The 16720-nt window shown below is 59.0% G+C and carries 14 protein-coding genes; 11 read left to right on the top strand and 3 right to left on the bottom strand.

Annotation, left to right across the window (positions count from 1 at the left end; all coding sequences use genetic code 11):
• The first annotated feature begins 22 nt into the window (after positions 1–22).
• The 3 genes from FBZ97_RS09925 to FBZ97_RS09915 all read left to right on the top strand — a co-directional run bounded on the left by FBZ97_RS09925 (position 23) and on the right by FBZ97_RS09915 (position 2205).
• On the top strand, positions 23–550 hold the full coding sequence (locus FBZ97_RS09925) for a winged helix DNA-binding protein (protein ID WP_069610284.1): 528 nt from the start codon (positions 23–25) through the stop codon (positions 548–550).
• 303 nt (positions 551–853) lie between these two features.
• A complete protein-coding gene (locus FBZ97_RS09920; protein ID WP_113389327.1) occupies positions 854–1684 on the top strand; it encodes an MBL fold metallo-hydrolase in 831 nt (276 codons plus the stop codon).
• Between the two features lie 80 nt (positions 1685–1764).
• Positions 1765–2205, top strand: coding sequence for a VOC family protein (locus FBZ97_RS09915; protein WP_145318930.1), 441 nt, complete (start codon positions 1765–1767; stop codon positions 2203–2205).
• 8 nt (positions 2206–2213) lie between these two features.
• Here the strand turns inward: FBZ97_RS09915 and FBZ97_RS09910 are convergent, their stop codons facing one another.
• Positions 2214–2960, bottom strand: coding sequence for a polysaccharide deacetylase family protein (locus FBZ97_RS09910; protein WP_145318927.1), 747 nt, complete (start codon positions 2958–2960; stop codon positions 2214–2216).
• A complete protein-coding gene (locus tag FBZ97_RS09905) occupies positions 2950–4047 on the bottom strand; it encodes a glycosyltransferase family 4 protein (protein WP_145318924.1) in 1098 nt (365 codons plus the stop codon). Before FBZ97_RS09905 ends, FBZ97_RS09910 begins: the two co-directional genes overlap by 11 nt.
• 304 nt (positions 4048–4351) lie before the next feature.
• Between FBZ97_RS09905 and FBZ97_RS09900 the strand changes: the two genes are divergently transcribed.
• Both FBZ97_RS09900 and FBZ97_RS09895 read left to right on the top strand, forming a co-directional pair.
• On the top strand, positions 4352–6076 hold the full coding sequence (locus tag FBZ97_RS09900; protein WP_145320017.1) for an adenylate/guanylate cyclase domain-containing protein: 1725 nt from the start codon (positions 4352–4354) through the stop codon (positions 6074–6076).
• A 72-nt stretch (positions 6077–6148) separates the two neighbouring features.
• Positions 6149–7027: an FkbM family methyltransferase gene (locus FBZ97_RS09895; RefSeq protein WP_145318921.1), complete on the top strand. Its 879-nt coding sequence runs from the start codon at positions 6149–6151 to the stop codon at positions 7025–7027.
• 2 nt (positions 7028–7029) lie between these two features.
• On the opposite strand, the gene FBZ97_RS09890 is transcribed toward FBZ97_RS09895, so the two are convergent.
• Positions 7030–7509, bottom strand: a complete 480-nt coding sequence (locus tag FBZ97_RS09890) for a class I SAM-dependent methyltransferase (RefSeq protein WP_145318918.1) — start codon at positions 7507–7509, stop codon at positions 7030–7032.
• A gap of 143 nt (positions 7510–7652) precedes the next feature.
• Here FBZ97_RS09890 and FBZ97_RS09885 point away from each other — a divergent pair, with 143 nt between their 5' ends.
• The 6 genes from FBZ97_RS09885 (at position 7653) to FBZ97_RS09860 (ending at position 16676) form a co-directional block, all read left to right on the top strand.
• Positions 7653–8828: a DUF3095 domain-containing protein gene (locus FBZ97_RS09885; protein WP_145318915.1), complete on the top strand. Its 1176-nt coding sequence runs from the start codon at positions 7653–7655 to the stop codon at positions 8826–8828.
• A gap of 360 nt (positions 8829–9188) precedes the next feature.
• Entirely contained in the window at positions 9189–10526 is a 1338-nt protein-coding gene (locus tag FBZ97_RS09880) for an adenylate/guanylate cyclase domain-containing protein (RefSeq protein ID WP_145318912.1), read from the top strand.
• 160 nt (positions 10527–10686) lie between these two features.
• Positions 10687–12594 carry an ABC transporter ATP-binding protein gene (locus FBZ97_RS09875; RefSeq protein ID WP_145318909.1) on the top strand — a complete coding sequence of 636 codons (1908 nt, stop codon included), beginning with the start codon at positions 10687–10689 and terminating at the stop codon, positions 12592–12594.
• Entirely contained in the window at positions 12591–14513 is a 1923-nt protein-coding gene (locus FBZ97_RS09870; RefSeq protein ID WP_145318905.1) for an ABC transporter substrate-binding protein, read from the top strand. Before FBZ97_RS09875 ends, FBZ97_RS09870 begins: the two co-directional genes overlap by 4 nt.
• The gene (locus FBZ97_RS09865) at positions 14506–15504 is read left to right on the top strand and encodes an ABC transporter permease (protein WP_145318902.1); all 999 of its coding nucleotides are present in this window, start codon (positions 14506–14508) and stop codon (positions 15502–15504) included. The genes FBZ97_RS09870 and FBZ97_RS09865 overlap by 8 nt, the downstream gene beginning before the upstream one ends.
• Positions 15501–16676 (top strand): ABC transporter permease, encoded by a 1176-nt coding sequence (locus FBZ97_RS09860; RefSeq protein WP_145318899.1) that lies wholly within the window; start codon positions 15501–15503, stop codon positions 16674–16676. Before FBZ97_RS09865 ends, FBZ97_RS09860 begins: the two co-directional genes overlap by 4 nt.
• Positions 16677–16720 lie beyond the last annotated feature (44 nt).

Here is a 16720-nt window from a genome sequence, read left to right as displayed (position 1 = left end):
TCCGGTTCGAAGGAGTTTTCAGGTGACGTCCGAGGAAAAGAGCAAACGACGCGAGTTGATCGTATCATCGGCCCATCTTGCCGGCGGCAGCTCGCCGGCCTTGTCGGAGCTGGAATACGGGTCGATCCTCTTTTCTCATGCCTTCAATCGGTGGCTGGTGCGCTGTATGGCGGCGGCGGGCGTGCCTGGCCTTTCGCCGATCGAGATCCTGATCATTCATTCGGTGCGACACCGAGATAGACCGAAAACGCTCGCCGATCTCTGCCTCGTGCTCGACATCGAGGATACGCATGTCGCCAATTATGCCATCAAGAAGCTCGAGGCGGCGGGCCTCGTCAAGAGCGGCAAGGCCGGCAAGGAAAAGACCATCCGGGTGACGGATAAGGGCTTGGACGCGCTGAAGCGCTATACCGAAATTCGCGAGCGGCTATTGGTTGAGGCAACGAAAGTATCGGGTCTCTCGCAAGACGATCTCTCCGATATCGCTTCGCATCTAAGGGCATTGTCCGGCTATTACGAACAGGCGGCGCGGTCGGCCGCCACGCTCTAGGATAGAAGCGCGCAAGTCTCGGCCAAATCTTCTCAGTCTCTCGCACAGGTTCACATCTCGTTGTGGTCTAATATAGATTAGCCCATCGGGACCACACGCAAATTCCCCCCTCTTATCTATTCTGCCATTTCATACCTATATTAGGTCTGTGCGATCCGTTGGCGACAATCCGCCCAACGATCTGTGTCGGCTGACCGATGAGATCCAGTTTTTACCACTGCACGACTTTTAGAAATTGCTGGCTTCGCACGATAGCAAAAGTGTGCTTTTTTTGACCGAAAGGGGAATGGTGTAAAAACTTCCATGAACAACGATAGTTTTGAGCTGAAATTTTGGGGCGTGCGGGGGAGCATCCCTGTATCGGGACCGGAATTTGAGCGGTACGGCGGTAACACGTCGTGCATTGAGTTACGGCATGACGGCAGGCATATCTTGTTCGACGCAGGGACCGGTTTGCGCGAAGCGGCGGCATCCCTTGCCAAGGAAGAGGTCCGCAACATCGATCTCTTCTTCACCCATTCGCACTATGACCACATCATCGGCCTGCCTTTCTTCAACGCGATATACGATCCGCGCGTCAGCGTCGATCTCTGGTCGGGCCATCTGGCCGGCAAGACGACGACGCGGCAGCTGATCGGCCAGTTCATGCGGCCGCCATGGTTTCCCGTCGAACCCGACATCTGTCGTGCGACGATGAATTTCCGCGATTTTGCCGCCGGCGACACGTTGAAGCCGCATCCCGGCATCGTCATTCATACGACGAGGCTGAACCATCCCGGCGGCTGTATCGGCTATCGCATCGAATGGTCGGGGCGAGTGATCGCCATGGTCTATGATACCGAGCATGTGGCGGGCAAACTGGATGAGGCGGCGCTTGAGCTGATGGCGGATGCCGACCTTGCCATCTACGATGCGACCTATCTCGAAACGGAGATGCAGAAATATCTCGGTTTTGGCCATTCTACATGGCAGGAGGGCATCAAGCTCGCGAAGAAGGCCGGTGCCAAGCGGCTTGCCATGTTCCATCATGCGCCCGGCCGGACGGATCGCGAACTGGACGACATGCAGCGCGATGCGCAGAAGAGCTTCCCCGAAGCGTTCTTCGCCTTTGACGGGCAATCGCTGCAGCTCTGAGACATCGTTTGGCTAGAAGTGTCCGTTATTACACGGGGTAACAACCCTTTGACTGAAACGGCTTTCGGGAGGTTGAAGAGATGGCCGTCAAACGGATGGACAATGTCGGAATCGTCGTCGAAGACCTGGCAGGAGCGATTGATTTTTTTCGCGAACTCGGCCTCGAGCTCGAAGGGCGGGCCACGATCGAAGGAGAGTGGGCCGGGCGTATCACCGGCCTGGGCGATCAGCGCGTCGAAATTGCCATGATGCGCACGCCGGACGGCCACAGCCGGCTCGAGCTCTCCCGTTTCCTTGCGCCGGCCGTCGTCGCGGATCACCGAAATGACCCGGTCAACGCCTTCGGCTACCTCCGGGTCATGTTCGCCGTCGACGACATTGACGACACGCTTGAAAGGCTTCGCGCGCGTGGCGCGCAGCTCGTCGGCGAAGTCGTCCAGTATAGCGACGCGTATCGCCTCTGCTATATCCGCGGACCTGAAGGACTTCTCATCGGGCTTGCCCAGGAACTCGGCGCGTAGCTGAACGACTAATGCACGAAGTCGCCGACCGGCCGCCATTCGATGGCGGCATGGTCGGCCGTCTCCTCAAACAGCGCCTCCACGAAATTCCAGGCGAGATCGTCATGGGCGAGATGGTGCGTCATCACCCCGATCGGTTCGTCATGGCCGTCGAAACGGATCCGGAGTTCTTCCACGAGACGTCCGATTACTTCGGCATGCGGTAAACCACCACGTACGCCGTGCCATCTCATGATGTCGATATGGGTGTTGATCAAGCCGATGGGGGCCTGTTTTGCCAATCCGAAAACGGAGACGGCGCGATAGCCGAAGGGGGCGAGATGCGGCAACAGCGCATCATCGATCCGGTTCCACGGCGGGACCAACAGCGGCACGAACTGTTGGGGGTAAAGGGTCTTCAGCTTATCGAAACCGCGGTGCAGCTCGTCGAGCACGATCGACTGCGGCCGATGCAGACCGAGCTCCTGCTTCTTGGTTTCGTCAGGGGCATAGTTTTGATGCGTCCAGCCGTGCACTGTGGCGGTGATGTGGCTTTCCCGCGTCAGACGTTCGGCCAGTGCCTCGCCCGTCGGTCCCGGAATGATCGCCAGAGCCATCGGCACGTCGAAACGATTGGCAAGCGACAGAAGCCGGTCGAGGGCAGGGGTCGGCTCGATGGCGTCGTCGTCGCGGAACCAGAATTTTACCTTCCGTCCCGCCTCGCTCCATCGCCGCAGCTCGTCACGCACGGGCTGCCAATCGGCTCTATCGCTCATAATAGGTGTCTCCCAAATGGTTTCGAAGAATGGTTTCCAACCGCCGCGCTGCGGCGGTCAGCGAGCGCTCCTGATGCACGAAGTCATAGGCTGCGTTTGCCATGGTCTGCCGCAGGTTCTGGTCGTTCAAAAGTCGAGCGATGGCACTGGCATAGGCCTCGATATCGCCCTCTGGTGTTAGAAGTCCTGTCTTGTCCGCCATCACCACCTCCGGCACGCCGGCCGTTGCCTGCGCGACGACGGGCAGGCCCGCCGCCTGCGCTTCCAGATAGGCGAGGCCATAGGCTTCGTTGCAGCCGGGCCAGACATAAAGGCCGGCGGCCGCCAGTTCTTGCGCGATCTCTGAGGTGGAACGCTCTCCGCGCCAAATGATGCGGCTTTCACCGAATGTGGAAAACAATGACCTTGCCTCGGCCCGCATCGGCCCGTCGCCAATGATGGTCAGGATCCAATCCTGATCGCGGATAAGATCGAGCGCACCCGCCAGCATGGCGTAGCTGTCAAACTTGTCGCCCTTCCGTAGCATTGCCACTGTAATCAGCCGTCGCGGATCGGAGGACGAGCGGGCGAAGGGTGCGGTATCGATGAAGGGCAGGAAGCGCTCGTAGCGGCCATCGGGGATCGCATCGAGCAAACCAAGCCGGTCCCGCTCGGTAAAGCACAGATTGACGGCGGCAAGCCTTACCGCATCGGCGATAAGGCGCTGGTTCTCGCTCCAGCCGGTCTCGTCATGACGGCGGGAGTAGGAGGCCTCGGCCGTAACATAGGGAATGCCCAGCGTGCTGGCGATGGGTGGACCGATGAGATCGGGTGTCTTGTAATAGGGATGATAGGTGAACCACAGATCGGGTGCCGCCTTGTCCCGCCATTGCTCCCGCAGTCGGCCCATCTCGCTCTCCGCCTGTCTGGCGATCTCCGCGCGTGGGCCGGCTTCCGGGGTAGGCGTGAAGCTGCGCAATTCGGAAGCGACTTCGACCTCATGCCCGGCCATCTTCAATACTGCGATGATCTGGCGCGCCATCAGCCGGTCGCCGGACGGGACCGGATGGGCAGGCGACTTCAAGGGAGCATAAAAGGCAATCTTCATGATGTCGTCGCACCGTTGACGATTAAGTGATGGCAGGAACCCGAATCGTGAGAGGATTGCCCGAATTCCGACCGGTTGCGTGACAATAAGGTCCCTGCTTCAAAAAGCCGCATCCTCGACAGTATGCGGTGTTGCGGCTACTGCATAATTCCTTAAATCGGAATCGATTTGAGGATAAAATTATGCCGCAGGTTAAAAGTGCTACAGCGATTTTTGCGCGTCATATATGACGCGCGCCGCTGTAGATGAATAGGCGATAGCCGTTTTCGGATCTGTTGTGAACGGGCAATATACATTGGGTTTGATGACCATCGAGGCAAGAAAGCCAATCATAACCGATCGCCTCGTGCGAAAGCTCCGTCTCGGCTCCGGTCTGATCGTTTTTGCTTTCGTCATCATGCATCTGGCCAACCATTCCCTCGGTCTGATCTCGCTCGGCATGGCCGAACGTGCGCAGCATTGGTTCATGGCGGTTTGGCGCAATCCGGTCGGAACCGTGCTGCTCTATGGGGCACTGATCCTGCATATCCTGCTCGTGCTGCGAATGCTCTACAAGCGCAGGACGTTTGTCATGCCCGCGGGCGAGGCTTTTCAGATCGTTACCGGTCTATTGGTCCCCCTCCTGCTGATAGACCATATCGTTGCGACGCGCATCGTTCATGAGGTCTACGGCTATCACGATACCTACAAGGCGATCGTGCGCAGCCTGTGGGTGACGTCGCCATTCAACGGTGTGCGCCAGTCGCTCGTCCTTCTGATCGTTTGGCTTCATGGGTGTATCGGCGTTCATTTCTGGCTGCGCTACCGCCCCTGGTACATGGCGATCGCGCCCGTCATGCTGTCGCTCGCCATTGTTCTGCCGATCCTCGCTTTGCTCGGCTTTGCCGCAATGGGCAAGACGGTGGCACATGAGGTCGCCCAGGAGGATGAGCGCGGCTATCCCGGCGGCTACTACAGCGACGTGCGAAGCTTCGGCGAGTCAGGCTCGGCGCCTGGCAGTAAAATGGCGGAAGACTTGTGGCCGTACCGCGCCGGATTTTATGGCGCCTTCAGCCTGTCGATCGCCGCTCTTTTCGCTTTCCGGGCACATCGCAGGCTAAAAGAGCGGCAATATCAGGTCGCCATTCGTTACGCGGGCGGGGAAGTCGTGCACGCGCCGCGCGGCTTCAGCGTGCTCGAGGCAAGCCGTCTCGGCGGTATCCCGCATTATTCGGTCTGCGGCGGCAAGGGGCAATGTTCCACCTGCCGCGTGCAAATCATCGAGGGGGCGGAAAACCTTCCGCCGCCCGAGCCGTTGGAGCAGAAGACCCTGAACCGTATCGGCGCCACGCCGGATGTCAGGCTTGCCTGTCAACTGCGTCCAACCGGAAACGTCAGCGTTGTGCCGCTGCTGACGCCGATGGCGGAGGCGACGATCCCGGTCTACACGCAAACGGCAAGTCCCGGCCGCGAGCGCGAGATCGTCGTCTTCTTCTGCGATCTGCGCCATTTCACGTCGTTGACGGAATCGCGACTGCCTTTCGACATCGTCTTCCTGCTCAACCGCTATTTCGCGATCGTCGGCCGTATCATCGAAGAAAATGGTGGCCGGATGGACAAGTTCATCGGCGATGGCGCCATGGCGCTCTTCGGCCTTCGCACGACCCCGAAGGAGGCCAATCGCCAGGCATTGAAGGCCGCCGCCGCGATCATCCGCGAGATCGACAAGCTCAGTGCGGAGCTCGCTGATGAACTGGCTGCCCCACTCGAAATCGCCATCGGCATCCATACTGGCCTCGCTGTGGTGGGCTCGATGGGGTATGGCACCGTCAAGAACGTGACGGCAATCGGCGATACGGTCAACGTCGCCAGCCGCCTTGAAAGCGTCGCCAAGGAGTTCAATACCGCGCTCGTCTTTTCAGAACCGGTGGCGCAGCTTTCGGAAGCAGATATTGCCGGCACCGAAAGCCGGGAGATTGCCGTCAGAGGCCGCGGTGAGCCCTTGCGGGTCTACATCGTTTCGAAAGAGGCGAGCGCCCACTTTGCCTGATTTTCAGAGCGTGGCGGCATCGTCGACCTTGTCCGTTTGCAATGCAATGGCGCCGGTGTAGAGATGGCGCTCATGTTCGACCGTAGGATTCTCACAAAAAAATACTGGAGACGGGCTTTTCGCCGCAAGCGGGATGCGATCGCCACGCGCTTCTTCGACACCAGGCTGGGCCGGGATATCCTCGTCAGTGCGATTGGGCCTCGCGTCAAGATGATGACGGTCGATTGCGGGGATCACGTCCTCAGTTTCTCGCCCGCCGACTACATCGGCCGCAAGGTTTTTCGCAAAGGGCATTTCGAGCGCGACCATGTCGACCGCTTGCTGAGCGTATTGCGCGAGCGCGGCTTACTGCGCAAGGGCTCGGCACTCCTGGAACTCGGCGGCAATATCGGCACGCAGACCTGCTATTTTGCCTTGAGCGGCGCCTATGATCGTATCGTCAGCGTTGAGCCGGATCCGCGCAATTTTCGCCTGCTGCAGGCCAATATCGCCGACAATGGCCTGCAGAAGATGGTGACGGCGGTCAATTGCGCCGCCGGCGATCGCGAGGGGCAGCTCGATTTCTATCTCAACCACAAGAATCATGGCAAAAGCAGCGCATTGCGGCAGAGCGCGACCGACGAAAAGATCTCGGTGCCTGTCCAGCCGGTCGGCGATATTCTCCTGCAGGCAGGCGTCGATTCCGCCGATATCGGGCTGATCTGGATGGACATCGAGGGCTATGAGCCGGTTGCCTGTCGTTCGATGGGGGCGCTGATGGCCCGCAAAGTGCCGCTTCATATGGAATTCACCCCGGCCTTCTACGGCAAGGATCAGACCAAAGACTTCATCGCCGATCTCGCCGGACACTATAGCGAATGTCTTGCGTTCTTCGAAGACGGCGAGCAGGTCATGAAGGTGGTCGAACTGCCGGTCGAAGGCGAACAGTTCGACGTTCTGTTTCTGCACTGAGCCTATTTGCGCCGATAGATGAAATAGCGGCCGTCCTTGACGGTCGAGGGCAGGGGCAGCGCCTCGAGATCTGGATGATCGAGAGGAAGGCCGCTGACCGCAAGCCCGCCCGGTGCCACCACCCCAGCCATGATCTCGGGCAGCCAGGTCAATGTTATTGCATCCTTGTCTTCGTAGCCGGTGCCGATATCGGCATGGGCGAGCGAGGCATTGGCGCCGATGAAGGTTTTCGCCGTGTCCCTGATCTCACCGAGCACAAGATCGTCGGCCGACGGCATCGAAGGACCGTAGGCATTGACCGTCCGGTCGAAGGCAATGATGCGGCGATCGGGAAAAAGTTCGCGCAGGTGATCGAAGGTGCGGCCATTGCCAAGACCGAGCTCCAGCACGGGGCCGCCAAGCGTTCTCACCTCGTTGGCAACGGCATTTAAGATATCGCGCTGCGCGCTGAGGCGGCGAATGAAACTATCGAGGCGGCTCATCGTATTTGAAGTATCCTTGGCGTCTTGTGCCTCTCCCGCAGTGGGCGTAGCACGGCGGGCATTGCGGCGTCGACCACCCGCTAGATTTTCGGCGCATTTGCTGTAGGGATAGATTGTCGCGGCGCTCAATGAAGGGGGACATCATGGCCGAGCCATCCAATGATGATTTCTTCCATAAGCTTGCGGGTTTCACGCGTTTCGAAGGCGTGACGGACAGCGCCAATTACCAGCCCCTACCGGATGACTGGCTGATTGCGATCGCCGATATCGTCAGCTCCACGAAGGCGATTGCCGCCGGACATTACAAATCGGTCAATATGGCAGGCGCCAGCGTGATTTCCGCCGTACTCAACGCTTTGGACCGAGGCGACTATCCCTTCGCCTTCGGCGGGGATGGTGCATTGGTCGCCGTCCCGCCTTCCGGCGCGGAGCGGGCGCGACAGGCGCTTGTGGCGGTACGAGGCTGGGTGATGGAGGAGCTGCAACTCGATCTGCGCACGGCTTTGGTGCCGATGAGCGCCATTCGCGGGGAAGGGTTCGACGTGCAGGTCGCGCGGTTCAACCCGAGCGACCATGTTTCCTACGCCATGTTTTCCGGCGGCGGCACGAGCTGGGCGGAACGACAAATGAAGGCAGGACGCTTCATCGTCGAAGCCCAGTCGGAGAAGGAGGAGCCAGATCTCACGGGCCTTTCCTGTCGTTGGAACCCGATCAAGGCGCAAAATGGCGAGATCGTCTCCATCATCGCCATTCCCGGCGAGGGTGGAAACGGTTCGCAATTTCAGCAATTGGTCGCCGATATCATCGCGATTTCCGCAGAGCAGAGCCGCGACGGCCACCCTGTCCCGGTCGAAGGTCCGACGCCGGCATTGAGTTTCGGTGGCGCCGATATCGAAGCGCGGGCTTTGGCCACCCCGGCCAATCGCTGGTGGCGCAAGCTTGCAATTGACGCGCAGGTCATTCTGTTGTGGGTTCTCTCTAAGTTCGGAGCGAGGGCTGGAAGCTTTGATGTCAAGATCTACCGGCGTGATCTCGCGGCGAATTCCGATTTTCGCAAGTTCGACGATGGCCTGAAAATGACGATCGATGTCGACGCCACGCATCTTGAGCGTATCGAGGCGCGCTTGCGTCAGGCCGAGGCGGAGGGTGTCTGCCGTTTTGGTCTGCATCGCCAGGATAGCGCATTGATGACCTGTTTCGTGCCGACCCCGCTGATGCGCGACCACATGCATTTCATCGACGGGGCGAGCGGGGGTTATGCGATGGCGGCCATGGCGCTGCGGGAAAAGAGGCCGCCCGAGCTTGCCGCGAGCGAGTGATCTTCGATTGCCACGCGCAACTGGCCATGGGTTTCAGTCGTGATTTTTATCGACCCATTTCGGTTTAGCCCATTGTTTCAGCTGAATATGCGCCTTATCTGAAAGAGAACAAAACGAGAGTCGTCGATTGCGACGGCTGTCGTTGTGCTGCATTTCCTGTGCGGGGCGTGAGAGATGCAGTCGATTTTTCTGGTGCCCGCGCGATCCAGGGGTAGCATGGGAACGCGCTGGTGCCGTTGAATGATTGTTTCATCCAGCCTTGAACGATAGGCCGGAAATTCCGGAAGTGGACGTCGGCGAAGAAGCCGGTGCTCCATGGCCGGGGAGACATCGGGCATTGCAAGATGGGCCGCGGGGACAATGACTATTCATTCGAGTGTTTCTGATCTTCTTCTCGATAAAGTAGCGGAATGGCTGACACAGGCGGCGCTCACGGGCGAAAACCTGGAGACCATCGTTCGCGGCTTCTGCGAACGCATGGCTGCGACGGGGATGCCGCTCAAGCGCGTGCATTTGACCTTTTCCATGCTTCATCCGCTCTATGATGCGCTCGGCTTTACTTGGCGGCGCACTGGCGGTCTGATGATCGAGGGCTACCGGCATGAGAACGAGAAGCCGGAACGCTTCGTGCAGAGCCCCTACTATTATCTTCTCTCCAACAATCTTCAGCACCTGCGTCGCCGGATCGATGTCGATGGCGCGGTCGAATTTCCGATTTTCGAGGATCTGCGCAAGGAGAAGGTCACCGACTATATGGCCTTTGTGCAGACTTTCGGCGCGGGCTCTGTGCAGGGGATGATGGGTTCCTGGTCGACCGACAGCATCGGCGGTTTTAGCGAAGAGATGATCGGCGCGCTGATGCGCATGCAGAATCATCTGGCCATGGCCGCCAAGATGGCGGTCCTCGGCAAGCTCGCCAACAATATGCTGACCACCTATCTCGGCGGCGATGCCGGAAAGCGCGTGCTGAATGGTCAGATTCGCCGCGGCGACGGCGAGACGATCCGTGCGGCCCTCGTCATGGGCGACATGCGGCAATCCACGGTTTATGCCGAAAAGGAAGGGCGCCAGGCCTATATCGATACGCTCAATGAGTTCTTCGACGCGATCGCGGCGCCGTTCAATCGCAATGGCGGCGAAATCCTGAGCTTCCTTGGCGACGGATTTCTCGCCGTCTACCCATGCGGGCGGCACAAGGACCCGTCAAAGGTGGCTTGCGAAGCCGCACTTTCGGCTGTTTTCGAGGCGCAACGCCGTGTCAAGGCACTCAACAGCGATCGCCAGTCGCGCAATTTGAGCGAAGTTCGCTATGGGATCGGCCTGCATGTCGGCAACGTCATGTTCGGCAATGTCGGCTTGAGGGACCGGTTGACGTTTTCCGCATTCGGCGCGGCGGTCAATGAGGTCGAGCGCCTACAGTCGCTGACCAAGAAATATGGGACCGAAGTCGTCGCGAGCCAGGCATTTTCCAGCTACACCGATTGCGAATGGGGAAAACTTGGAGAGGAGAAGCTGCGCGGCGTGCGTCAGCGCTTCACCGTCGTCTCCCCGAAAGCCGCGACGCCATCCAATGGCGCGCTCGAGATCTTTCAGGAGGCGGCACCAGACAGCCTCTCCGAGGCCGAACAGGTCATTCTCTTGCATAGGGACGCCAAGAAGTTCGAGAGCCGTCTTCAAGTCGAAAACCTGACTCCGTGACTGCGCATGCCTCGCGCTTCAGCATAAGCCGATATATCACTGGAAAGGCGACAGTTTTTTTACAGTCTCCGCATTGCTTTGACCAGCTAGACACCCGTTATGGCCTACGTTAGTGTGCCGTCCAAGGCCACAAAGGTCATGTGAGCGGGAAGTAATATGTATGGCGTCAGGGACTGATCTACTGCGTATCGAGAACCTCGACGTCTCGTTTTCCCTTTACGGAGATAGTCTGCGCGTCGTCAAGAATGCCGGCTTGAGAGTGCTTCCAGGCAAGGTTACGGCGCTCGTCGGCGAATCCGGCTCCGGCAAGTCGATCATCAGCCAATCGATCATGGGCATCCTCCCAACGGCGGCAAAGGCGACGGGCCGGATTCTCTTCACCGATCCGCTCAACGGTCAGACGACCGATATTCTCCAGCTGCCGCGCGATGGTGCCGCGATCCGCGGGCTTCGTGGCGCGCGCATGGCAAAGATCTTCCAGGAGCCGATGACCTCGCTGTCGCCGCTGCATACGGTCGGCAACCAGATCGGTGAAGCGCTTCGCATTCACAGCGCAGGCACCAGTAGAGCTGAGCAGCGCGAAAAGACGGAAGAGATGCTGAACCTCGTCGGCTTTCAGGACCCGGTTCGCACTTTCGACATGTATCCCTTCGAGCTTTCCGGAGGCATGCGTCAGCGCGCGATGATCGCCATGGCGCTGATCTGCAATCCGGCGCTGCTGATCGCCGACGAGCCAACGACGGCATTGGATGTCACCATCCAGGCGCAAATCCTCGGACTGCTGCGCAATCTCCAGCAGACGTTCAACATGGCAATGTTGCTGATCACCCACGATCTCGGCGTGGTTGCGAACATGGCCGATGAGGTCGTGGTCATCTATCACGGTGAGATCATGGAAGCAGGTCCCGTCGAGACGATCTTCCGTCAGCCGCAGCATCGCTATCTGAAGGCGCTGATGTCGGCGGTGCCGCATTTCGACATGAAGCCGGGAGAGCGATTGAAATCTTTGCGGGATGTCCCGGTCAATCTCGGCACTTTCTCGGGGAAGAAGAAGCTTATCGGCAACGGTGTGCCGGCTACGGGCACCGCACCCGATGTCCTGCTCAGCGTGCGCAATCTGACCAAGACCTACACCTCGAAGGCCGGCGGGCTTTTCGGGCGACGGGATGGCACGAAGTTCCGTGCGGTCGATGATGTCAGTTTCGATATTCGCCGCGGCGAATGTCTCGGCCTGGTCGGAGAAAGCGGTTGCGGCAAGACGACCGTCAGCAAGATCCTGATGCGGGGTGTTACCGCCGATAGCGGTTCCGTCACCTTCGATGACGGCAGCGGCAAGATCGATGTGCTTGCCGTCAAGGGCGATGAATTGATGGATCTGCGCACGAAGATCCAAATGGTTTTCCAGGACCCGGTCTCTTCGCTTTCTCCGCGCATGACCATCCGCAACATCCTGAGCGAACCCCTGGAAATTCACGGGCATGGTGACAGCGCTGAGCGCAAGGAGAAGGTGACGGCGCTGATGCAGGCGATCGGGCTCGATAGGCACTATCTGAGCCGCTATCCGCACAGCTTTTCAGGCGGCCAGCGCCAGCGCATCGGAATTGCGCGCGCATTGGCGCTTGGGCCAAAACTTCTGATCCTCGACGAGCCCGTCTCGGCTCTCGACGTGTCCGTCCAGGCGCAGATCCTCAATCTCCTCAAGGATCTGCAGAAAGAACTCGGCCTGACCTATCTGTTCATTTCGCATAATCTGGCGGTGGTCGACTATATGGCTGATCGGATTGCCGTCATGGCGCGTGGACGCATCGTCGAAATCGCGCCGCGCGAGATCATCCTGCGCGATCCCGTTCATCCCTACACGCGCTCGCTGCTTGCGGCGGTGCCATTCCCCGATCTGGACCGGCCGCTGGATTTCTCCGCCCTGGGCAGCGAAGGCGCCGCAGCCAAGCAGAAATGGGGGCCGCAATTCTCCGAGGGAGCGGACGGAGATCTGGCCTATGCCGATTTGGGCGGGGGGCATTTCGTGCGCGCCCGCCGGGGTCTCGGTGCCCGGGAGCTGCGCAAATGATCAATCGGCGCACTTTTCTTGGCCTTTTGGCCTCTACCGTTCTGCCTCAGCCCGTTCTCGCAGCCGACATCGACAACGAGCCGGAATATTTCGCCGATTGGCTGAGGGCGGGTCAGATGCCGCACCTTGCCAAGCGTTTGCCGAAATTCCCGCGCATCGTCAACGTCGCGGCCATGGGCCGCATGCCGGGCCGTTATGGCGGCTCCGTGCGCACGCTCATCGGCAGCCAGAACGATATCCGCCTCATGACCATCTATGGCTATGCTCGCCTGGTTGGTTATGACAGCACGCTGACGCTTCAGCCGGATATTCTCGAGTCCTTTTCCGCCGTCAACGATATGGTGTACACCTTCAAGCTGCGCGAGGGCCATAAATGGTCCGACGGGCAGCCGTTTACGGCCCATGATTTTCGTTACTGGTGGGAAGACGTCATCCTCAACAAAGAGCTAACGCCCGGAGGAGGCGCGCTGGAACTACGCCCGCACGGTAGTCTGCCGCGTTTCGAGCTGATCGACGACTTGACGGTGCGCTATTCCTGGGATGATCCCAACCCGAATTTCCTGCCGATCCTGGCCGCGCCCCAGCCGCTCGTCATCGCCGGGCCGGCGCATTATCTTAAGCAGTTCCACAAGAAATACCAGGACAGCATTCGTCTTTCCTCGCTGATGAAGGAAAACCGGGTGAAGAAATGGCAGGATCTGCATATCAAGATGGGCCGCTCCTACCGGCCTGAAAATCCCAATCTGCCGGTACTCGATCCATGGAAAAACACGACAGCGCCGCCGGCCGAGCAATTCGTATTTGAACGCAACCCCTATTTCCATCGCGTTGACGAGAACGGGCGGCAGTTGCCCTATATCGATCGCATGATCCTGAACATCAGTTCTTCGGCGATCATCGCCGCCAAAACTGGTGCGGGGGAAAGCGATCTACAGGCGACCGGCATAGACTTCAATGACTATACGTTCCTTAAGGAAGCGGAAAGGCGCGATCCAAGCAAGATCAAGGTCGATCTCTGGAAGGCGGCGCGCGGGTCACGCGTTGCCCTGTACCCCAATCTGAATAGCGCCGATCCAGTCTGGCGCGATCTCTTGCGCGATGTTCGGGTGCGCAGAGCGCTGTCGCTTGCGATCGATCGTCACGAGATCAATATGGCGGTCTTCTACGGCCTCGGTACGGCAAGCGCCAACACGATGTTACCCGACAGCCCGCTTTTCAAACCCGAATATGCCTCTGCCTGGATCGAGCACGATCCGGATCAGGCCAATGCTCTTTTAGACGCTGCCGGCCTGGACAAACGAGATGAAGACGGCATCCGTTTGCTGTCGGATGGCCGGCGAATGGAGATTACCGTTGAAACCCCGGGCGAAAGCACGCTCGATTCCGACGTCCTCGAATTGGTGACGGATCACTGGCGCAAGATCGGCATCGCGCTTTTCATTCGCGTGTCCCAACGTGATGTTTTCCGCAGTCGCGCTATGAGCGGCCGCATTCTGATGTCAATGTGGTTCGGCCTCGACAATGGCGTGGCGACGGCCGACATGAATCCGGGCGAATTGGCGCCGACGGCCAACGACCAGATGCAATGGCCGCTTTGGGGCATGTACTATCTCTCGCGCCAGACGCAAGGGGTGGCTCCAGATGTGCCGGAAGCAGTCGAGTTGGTCAAGCTCCTGGGCGAATGGGAAGAAGCTGCCTCCTCCTTCGAACGTGCCGAAATCTGGCACAAGATGCTAAAGATTTATACGGATCAAGTGTTCTCCATCGGCTTGGTCAACGCCACCTTACAGCCGATCGTGCATTCGGCCCGCATGCAGAATGTGCCGGAAAAGGCGCTTTACGGCTTCGACCCGACCTGCCTGCTCGGCGTGTACATGCCGGACACCTTCTGGATGAAGGAGGAACGCCGGAATGCTTAAATATATCCTCTGGCGCACCGCCGTGATGATCCCGACCTTGGTCATCATCTCCATGTTGGTCTTCACCATCATCCAGTTGCCGCCCGGCGATTTCTTCGATAGCCAGATCGCCGAACTGCGTGCTCAAGGCGACACCGCCAATCTCCAGGATATGGAGAATCTTCGCCACGAATACGGGCTCGACCAGCCATTGCCGCTCCAATACCTGCATTGGGCCGGCGGCATGCTGCATGGCGATTTCGGCTATTCCTTCGAATATCAGCTGCCGGTATCGGATGTCGTCGGCGACCGGCTCTGGCTGACAATCCTCGTGTCGATGACAACAATCCTCTTGACCTGGCTGATCGCTTTTCCGATCGGCATCTATTCCGCCACCCATCAATATAGCTGGGGCGACTACGGCCTGACTTTTCTTGGCCTGCTCGGCATTGCCATCCCGAATTTCATGCTGGCGCTGATCCTGATGTATTTCGCCAATGTATGGTTCGGCGTGTCGATCGGCCATCTGATGGATCAGCAATATCTCTCGCAGCCGATGAGCTGGGAAAAGGCGCGCTCGATCCTGTCGCATCTGTGGATTCCGGTCATCATCGTCGGTACGGCAGGAACGGCGGGCATGATCCGCCGCCTTCGCGCCAATCTGCTCGACGAGATGCAGAAGCAATATGTCATCACGGCACGGGCCAAGGGGTTGCACCCCCTGAAGGCTCTGGTGAAATATCCACTGCGCATGGCGCTGAACTTTTTCGTGGCCGATATCGGCTCCATCCTGCCGTCGATCATTTCGGGCGCTGAGATCACCGCCATCGTGCTGTCGCTGGAGACGACCGGCCCGATGTTGATCCGGGCCCTGCAAAGCCAGGACATGTATCTTGCCGGTTCATTTCTGATGTTTCTCGCCTTCCTCAATGTTATCGGCGTGTTGATCTCGGATATCGCGCTCGGCTTTCTCGATCCCCGCATCCGCTTGCAAGGCAGGAGCACAAAGTGAGCGTATCCCTGCCAAAACCCGGGGCTCCCCTAGAGCATTACGTCTCGAACGCGGATTTCGATCCGGATCAGTTCGAAGCCATGTCGGCCGGCCAGCAGCGCTATTACATGGCTTCTCAGAAGAAGCTGATGTGGTGGAAGTTCAAAAAGCACAAGCTTGCGCTTGCATCAGGCATTTTCCTGCTGCTGGCCTATGGCATGATCGTCATTGCCGAGTTCCTCGCTCCCTATGGGCTGCATACCCGCAACGTCGATTACATCCATTCGCCGCCGCAGACGGTGCACTTCTTCAACAACGGAGAGTTTGTCGGACCGTTCGTATACGGCCGCAAGATGACCCTCGATATCGATACGCTGCGCCGGGTCTATATCGATAATCCCTCGGATGTACAGCCGATCCGCTTCTTCTGTCGGGGCGACGCCTACCGGTTCTGGGGACTGGTGGATTCGAACGTCCATCTGGTCTGTCCTGCGGTCGGCGGGCAAATGTACCTACTGGGAACCGACCGGCTGGGCCGCGACGTGCTGTCGCGCATCATCTATGGCGCGCGCATATCCCTGACCATCGGGCTGATTGGCATTACGGTCAGCTTCGTGCTCGGCATCGTCATCGGTGGTCTGGCGGGCTATCACGGCGGTCTTTTCGATCTCCTCGTTCAGCGCGTGATCGAGGTGCTGCAATCACTGCCGAGCCTGCCATTGTGGATGGCGCTGGCGGCGATCATGCCCGTGAGCTGGAGTCCGATCATCGTCTATTTCGGCATTACCATTATTCTCGGCATTCTCGACTGGACCGGCCTTGCACGCGCCGTGCGCTCGAAGCTTCTGTCCCTGCGGGAGGAAGACTACGTGCTCGCCGCGCAATTGATGGGCGCAAGCACGCGTCGCATCATCGGCCGTCATCTCGTTCCCGGCTTCATGTCGCATCTCATCGCCACGGCGACGATCTCTGTCCCCAGCATGATTCTCGGCGAAACCGCCCTCAGCTTTCTCGGATTGGGGCTTCGCCCGCCAATCACGAGCTGGGGCATTTTGCTGACTGAGGCAAGAAGCGTCAGCGTTATCGCCTTCTATCCATGGCTCCTTTTCCCTATGATCCCGGTGATTTTGGTCATTCTGGCGTTCAACTTTTTAGGAGACGGCTTGCGCGATGCCGCCGATCCCTACAAATAGCAGGATGAACGGCGAAGACAGGATTGCAATTCGAGAAGCGGCCC

Origin of the sequence: Rhizobium sp. ERR 942 (assembly GCF_007828395.1) — a bacterium.
In the GTDB taxonomy this organism is placed as follows: domain Bacteria; phylum Pseudomonadota; class Alphaproteobacteria; order Rhizobiales; family Rhizobiaceae; genus Rhizobium; species Rhizobium dioscoreae.
The sequence above is the reverse complement of the archived record's forward strand: the minus strand, read 5'-3'. Positions and strand labels throughout refer to the sequence as shown.

Coding starts and splice junctions, on each gene's coding strand:
- FBZ97_RS09920 (WP_113389327.1), top strand. CDS start 854: ATGAACAACGATAGTTTTGAGCTGAAATTTTGGGGCGTGCGGGGGAGC.
- FBZ97_RS09915 (WP_145318930.1), top strand. CDS start 1,765: ATGGCCGTCAAACGGATGGACAATGTCGGAATCGTCGTCGAAGACCTG.
- FBZ97_RS09910 (WP_145318927.1), bottom strand. CDS start 2,960: ATGAGCGATAGAGCCGATTGGCAGCCCGTGCGTGACGAGCTGCGGCGA.
- FBZ97_RS09905 (WP_145318924.1), bottom strand. CDS start 4,047: ATGAAGATTGCCTTTTATGCTCCCTTGAAGTCGCCTGCCCATCCGGTC.
- FBZ97_RS09900 (WP_145320017.1), top strand. CDS start 4,352: ATGACCATCGAGGCAAGAAAGCCAATCATAACCGATCGCCTCGTGCGA.
- FBZ97_RS09895 (WP_145318921.1), top strand. CDS start 6,149: ATGTTCGACCGTAGGATTCTCACAAAAAAATACTGGAGACGGGCTTTT.
- FBZ97_RS09890 (WP_145318918.1), bottom strand. CDS start 7,509: ATGAGCCGCCTCGATAGTTTCATTCGCCGCCTCAGCGCGCAGCGCGAT.
- FBZ97_RS09885 (WP_145318915.1), top strand. CDS start 7,653: ATGGCCGAGCCATCCAATGATGATTTCTTCCATAAGCTTGCGGGTTTC.
- FBZ97_RS09880 (WP_145318912.1), top strand. CDS start 9,189: ATGACTATTCATTCGAGTGTTTCTGATCTTCTTCTCGATAAAGTAGCG.
- FBZ97_RS09875 (WP_145318909.1), top strand. CDS start 10,687: ATGGCGTCAGGGACTGATCTACTGCGTATCGAGAACCTCGACGTCTCG.
- FBZ97_RS09870 (WP_145318905.1), top strand. CDS start 12,591: ATGATCAATCGGCGCACTTTTCTTGGCCTTTTGGCCTCTACCGTTCTG.
- FBZ97_RS09865 (WP_145318902.1), top strand. CDS start 14,506: ATGCTTAAATATATCCTCTGGCGCACCGCCGTGATGATCCCGACCTTG.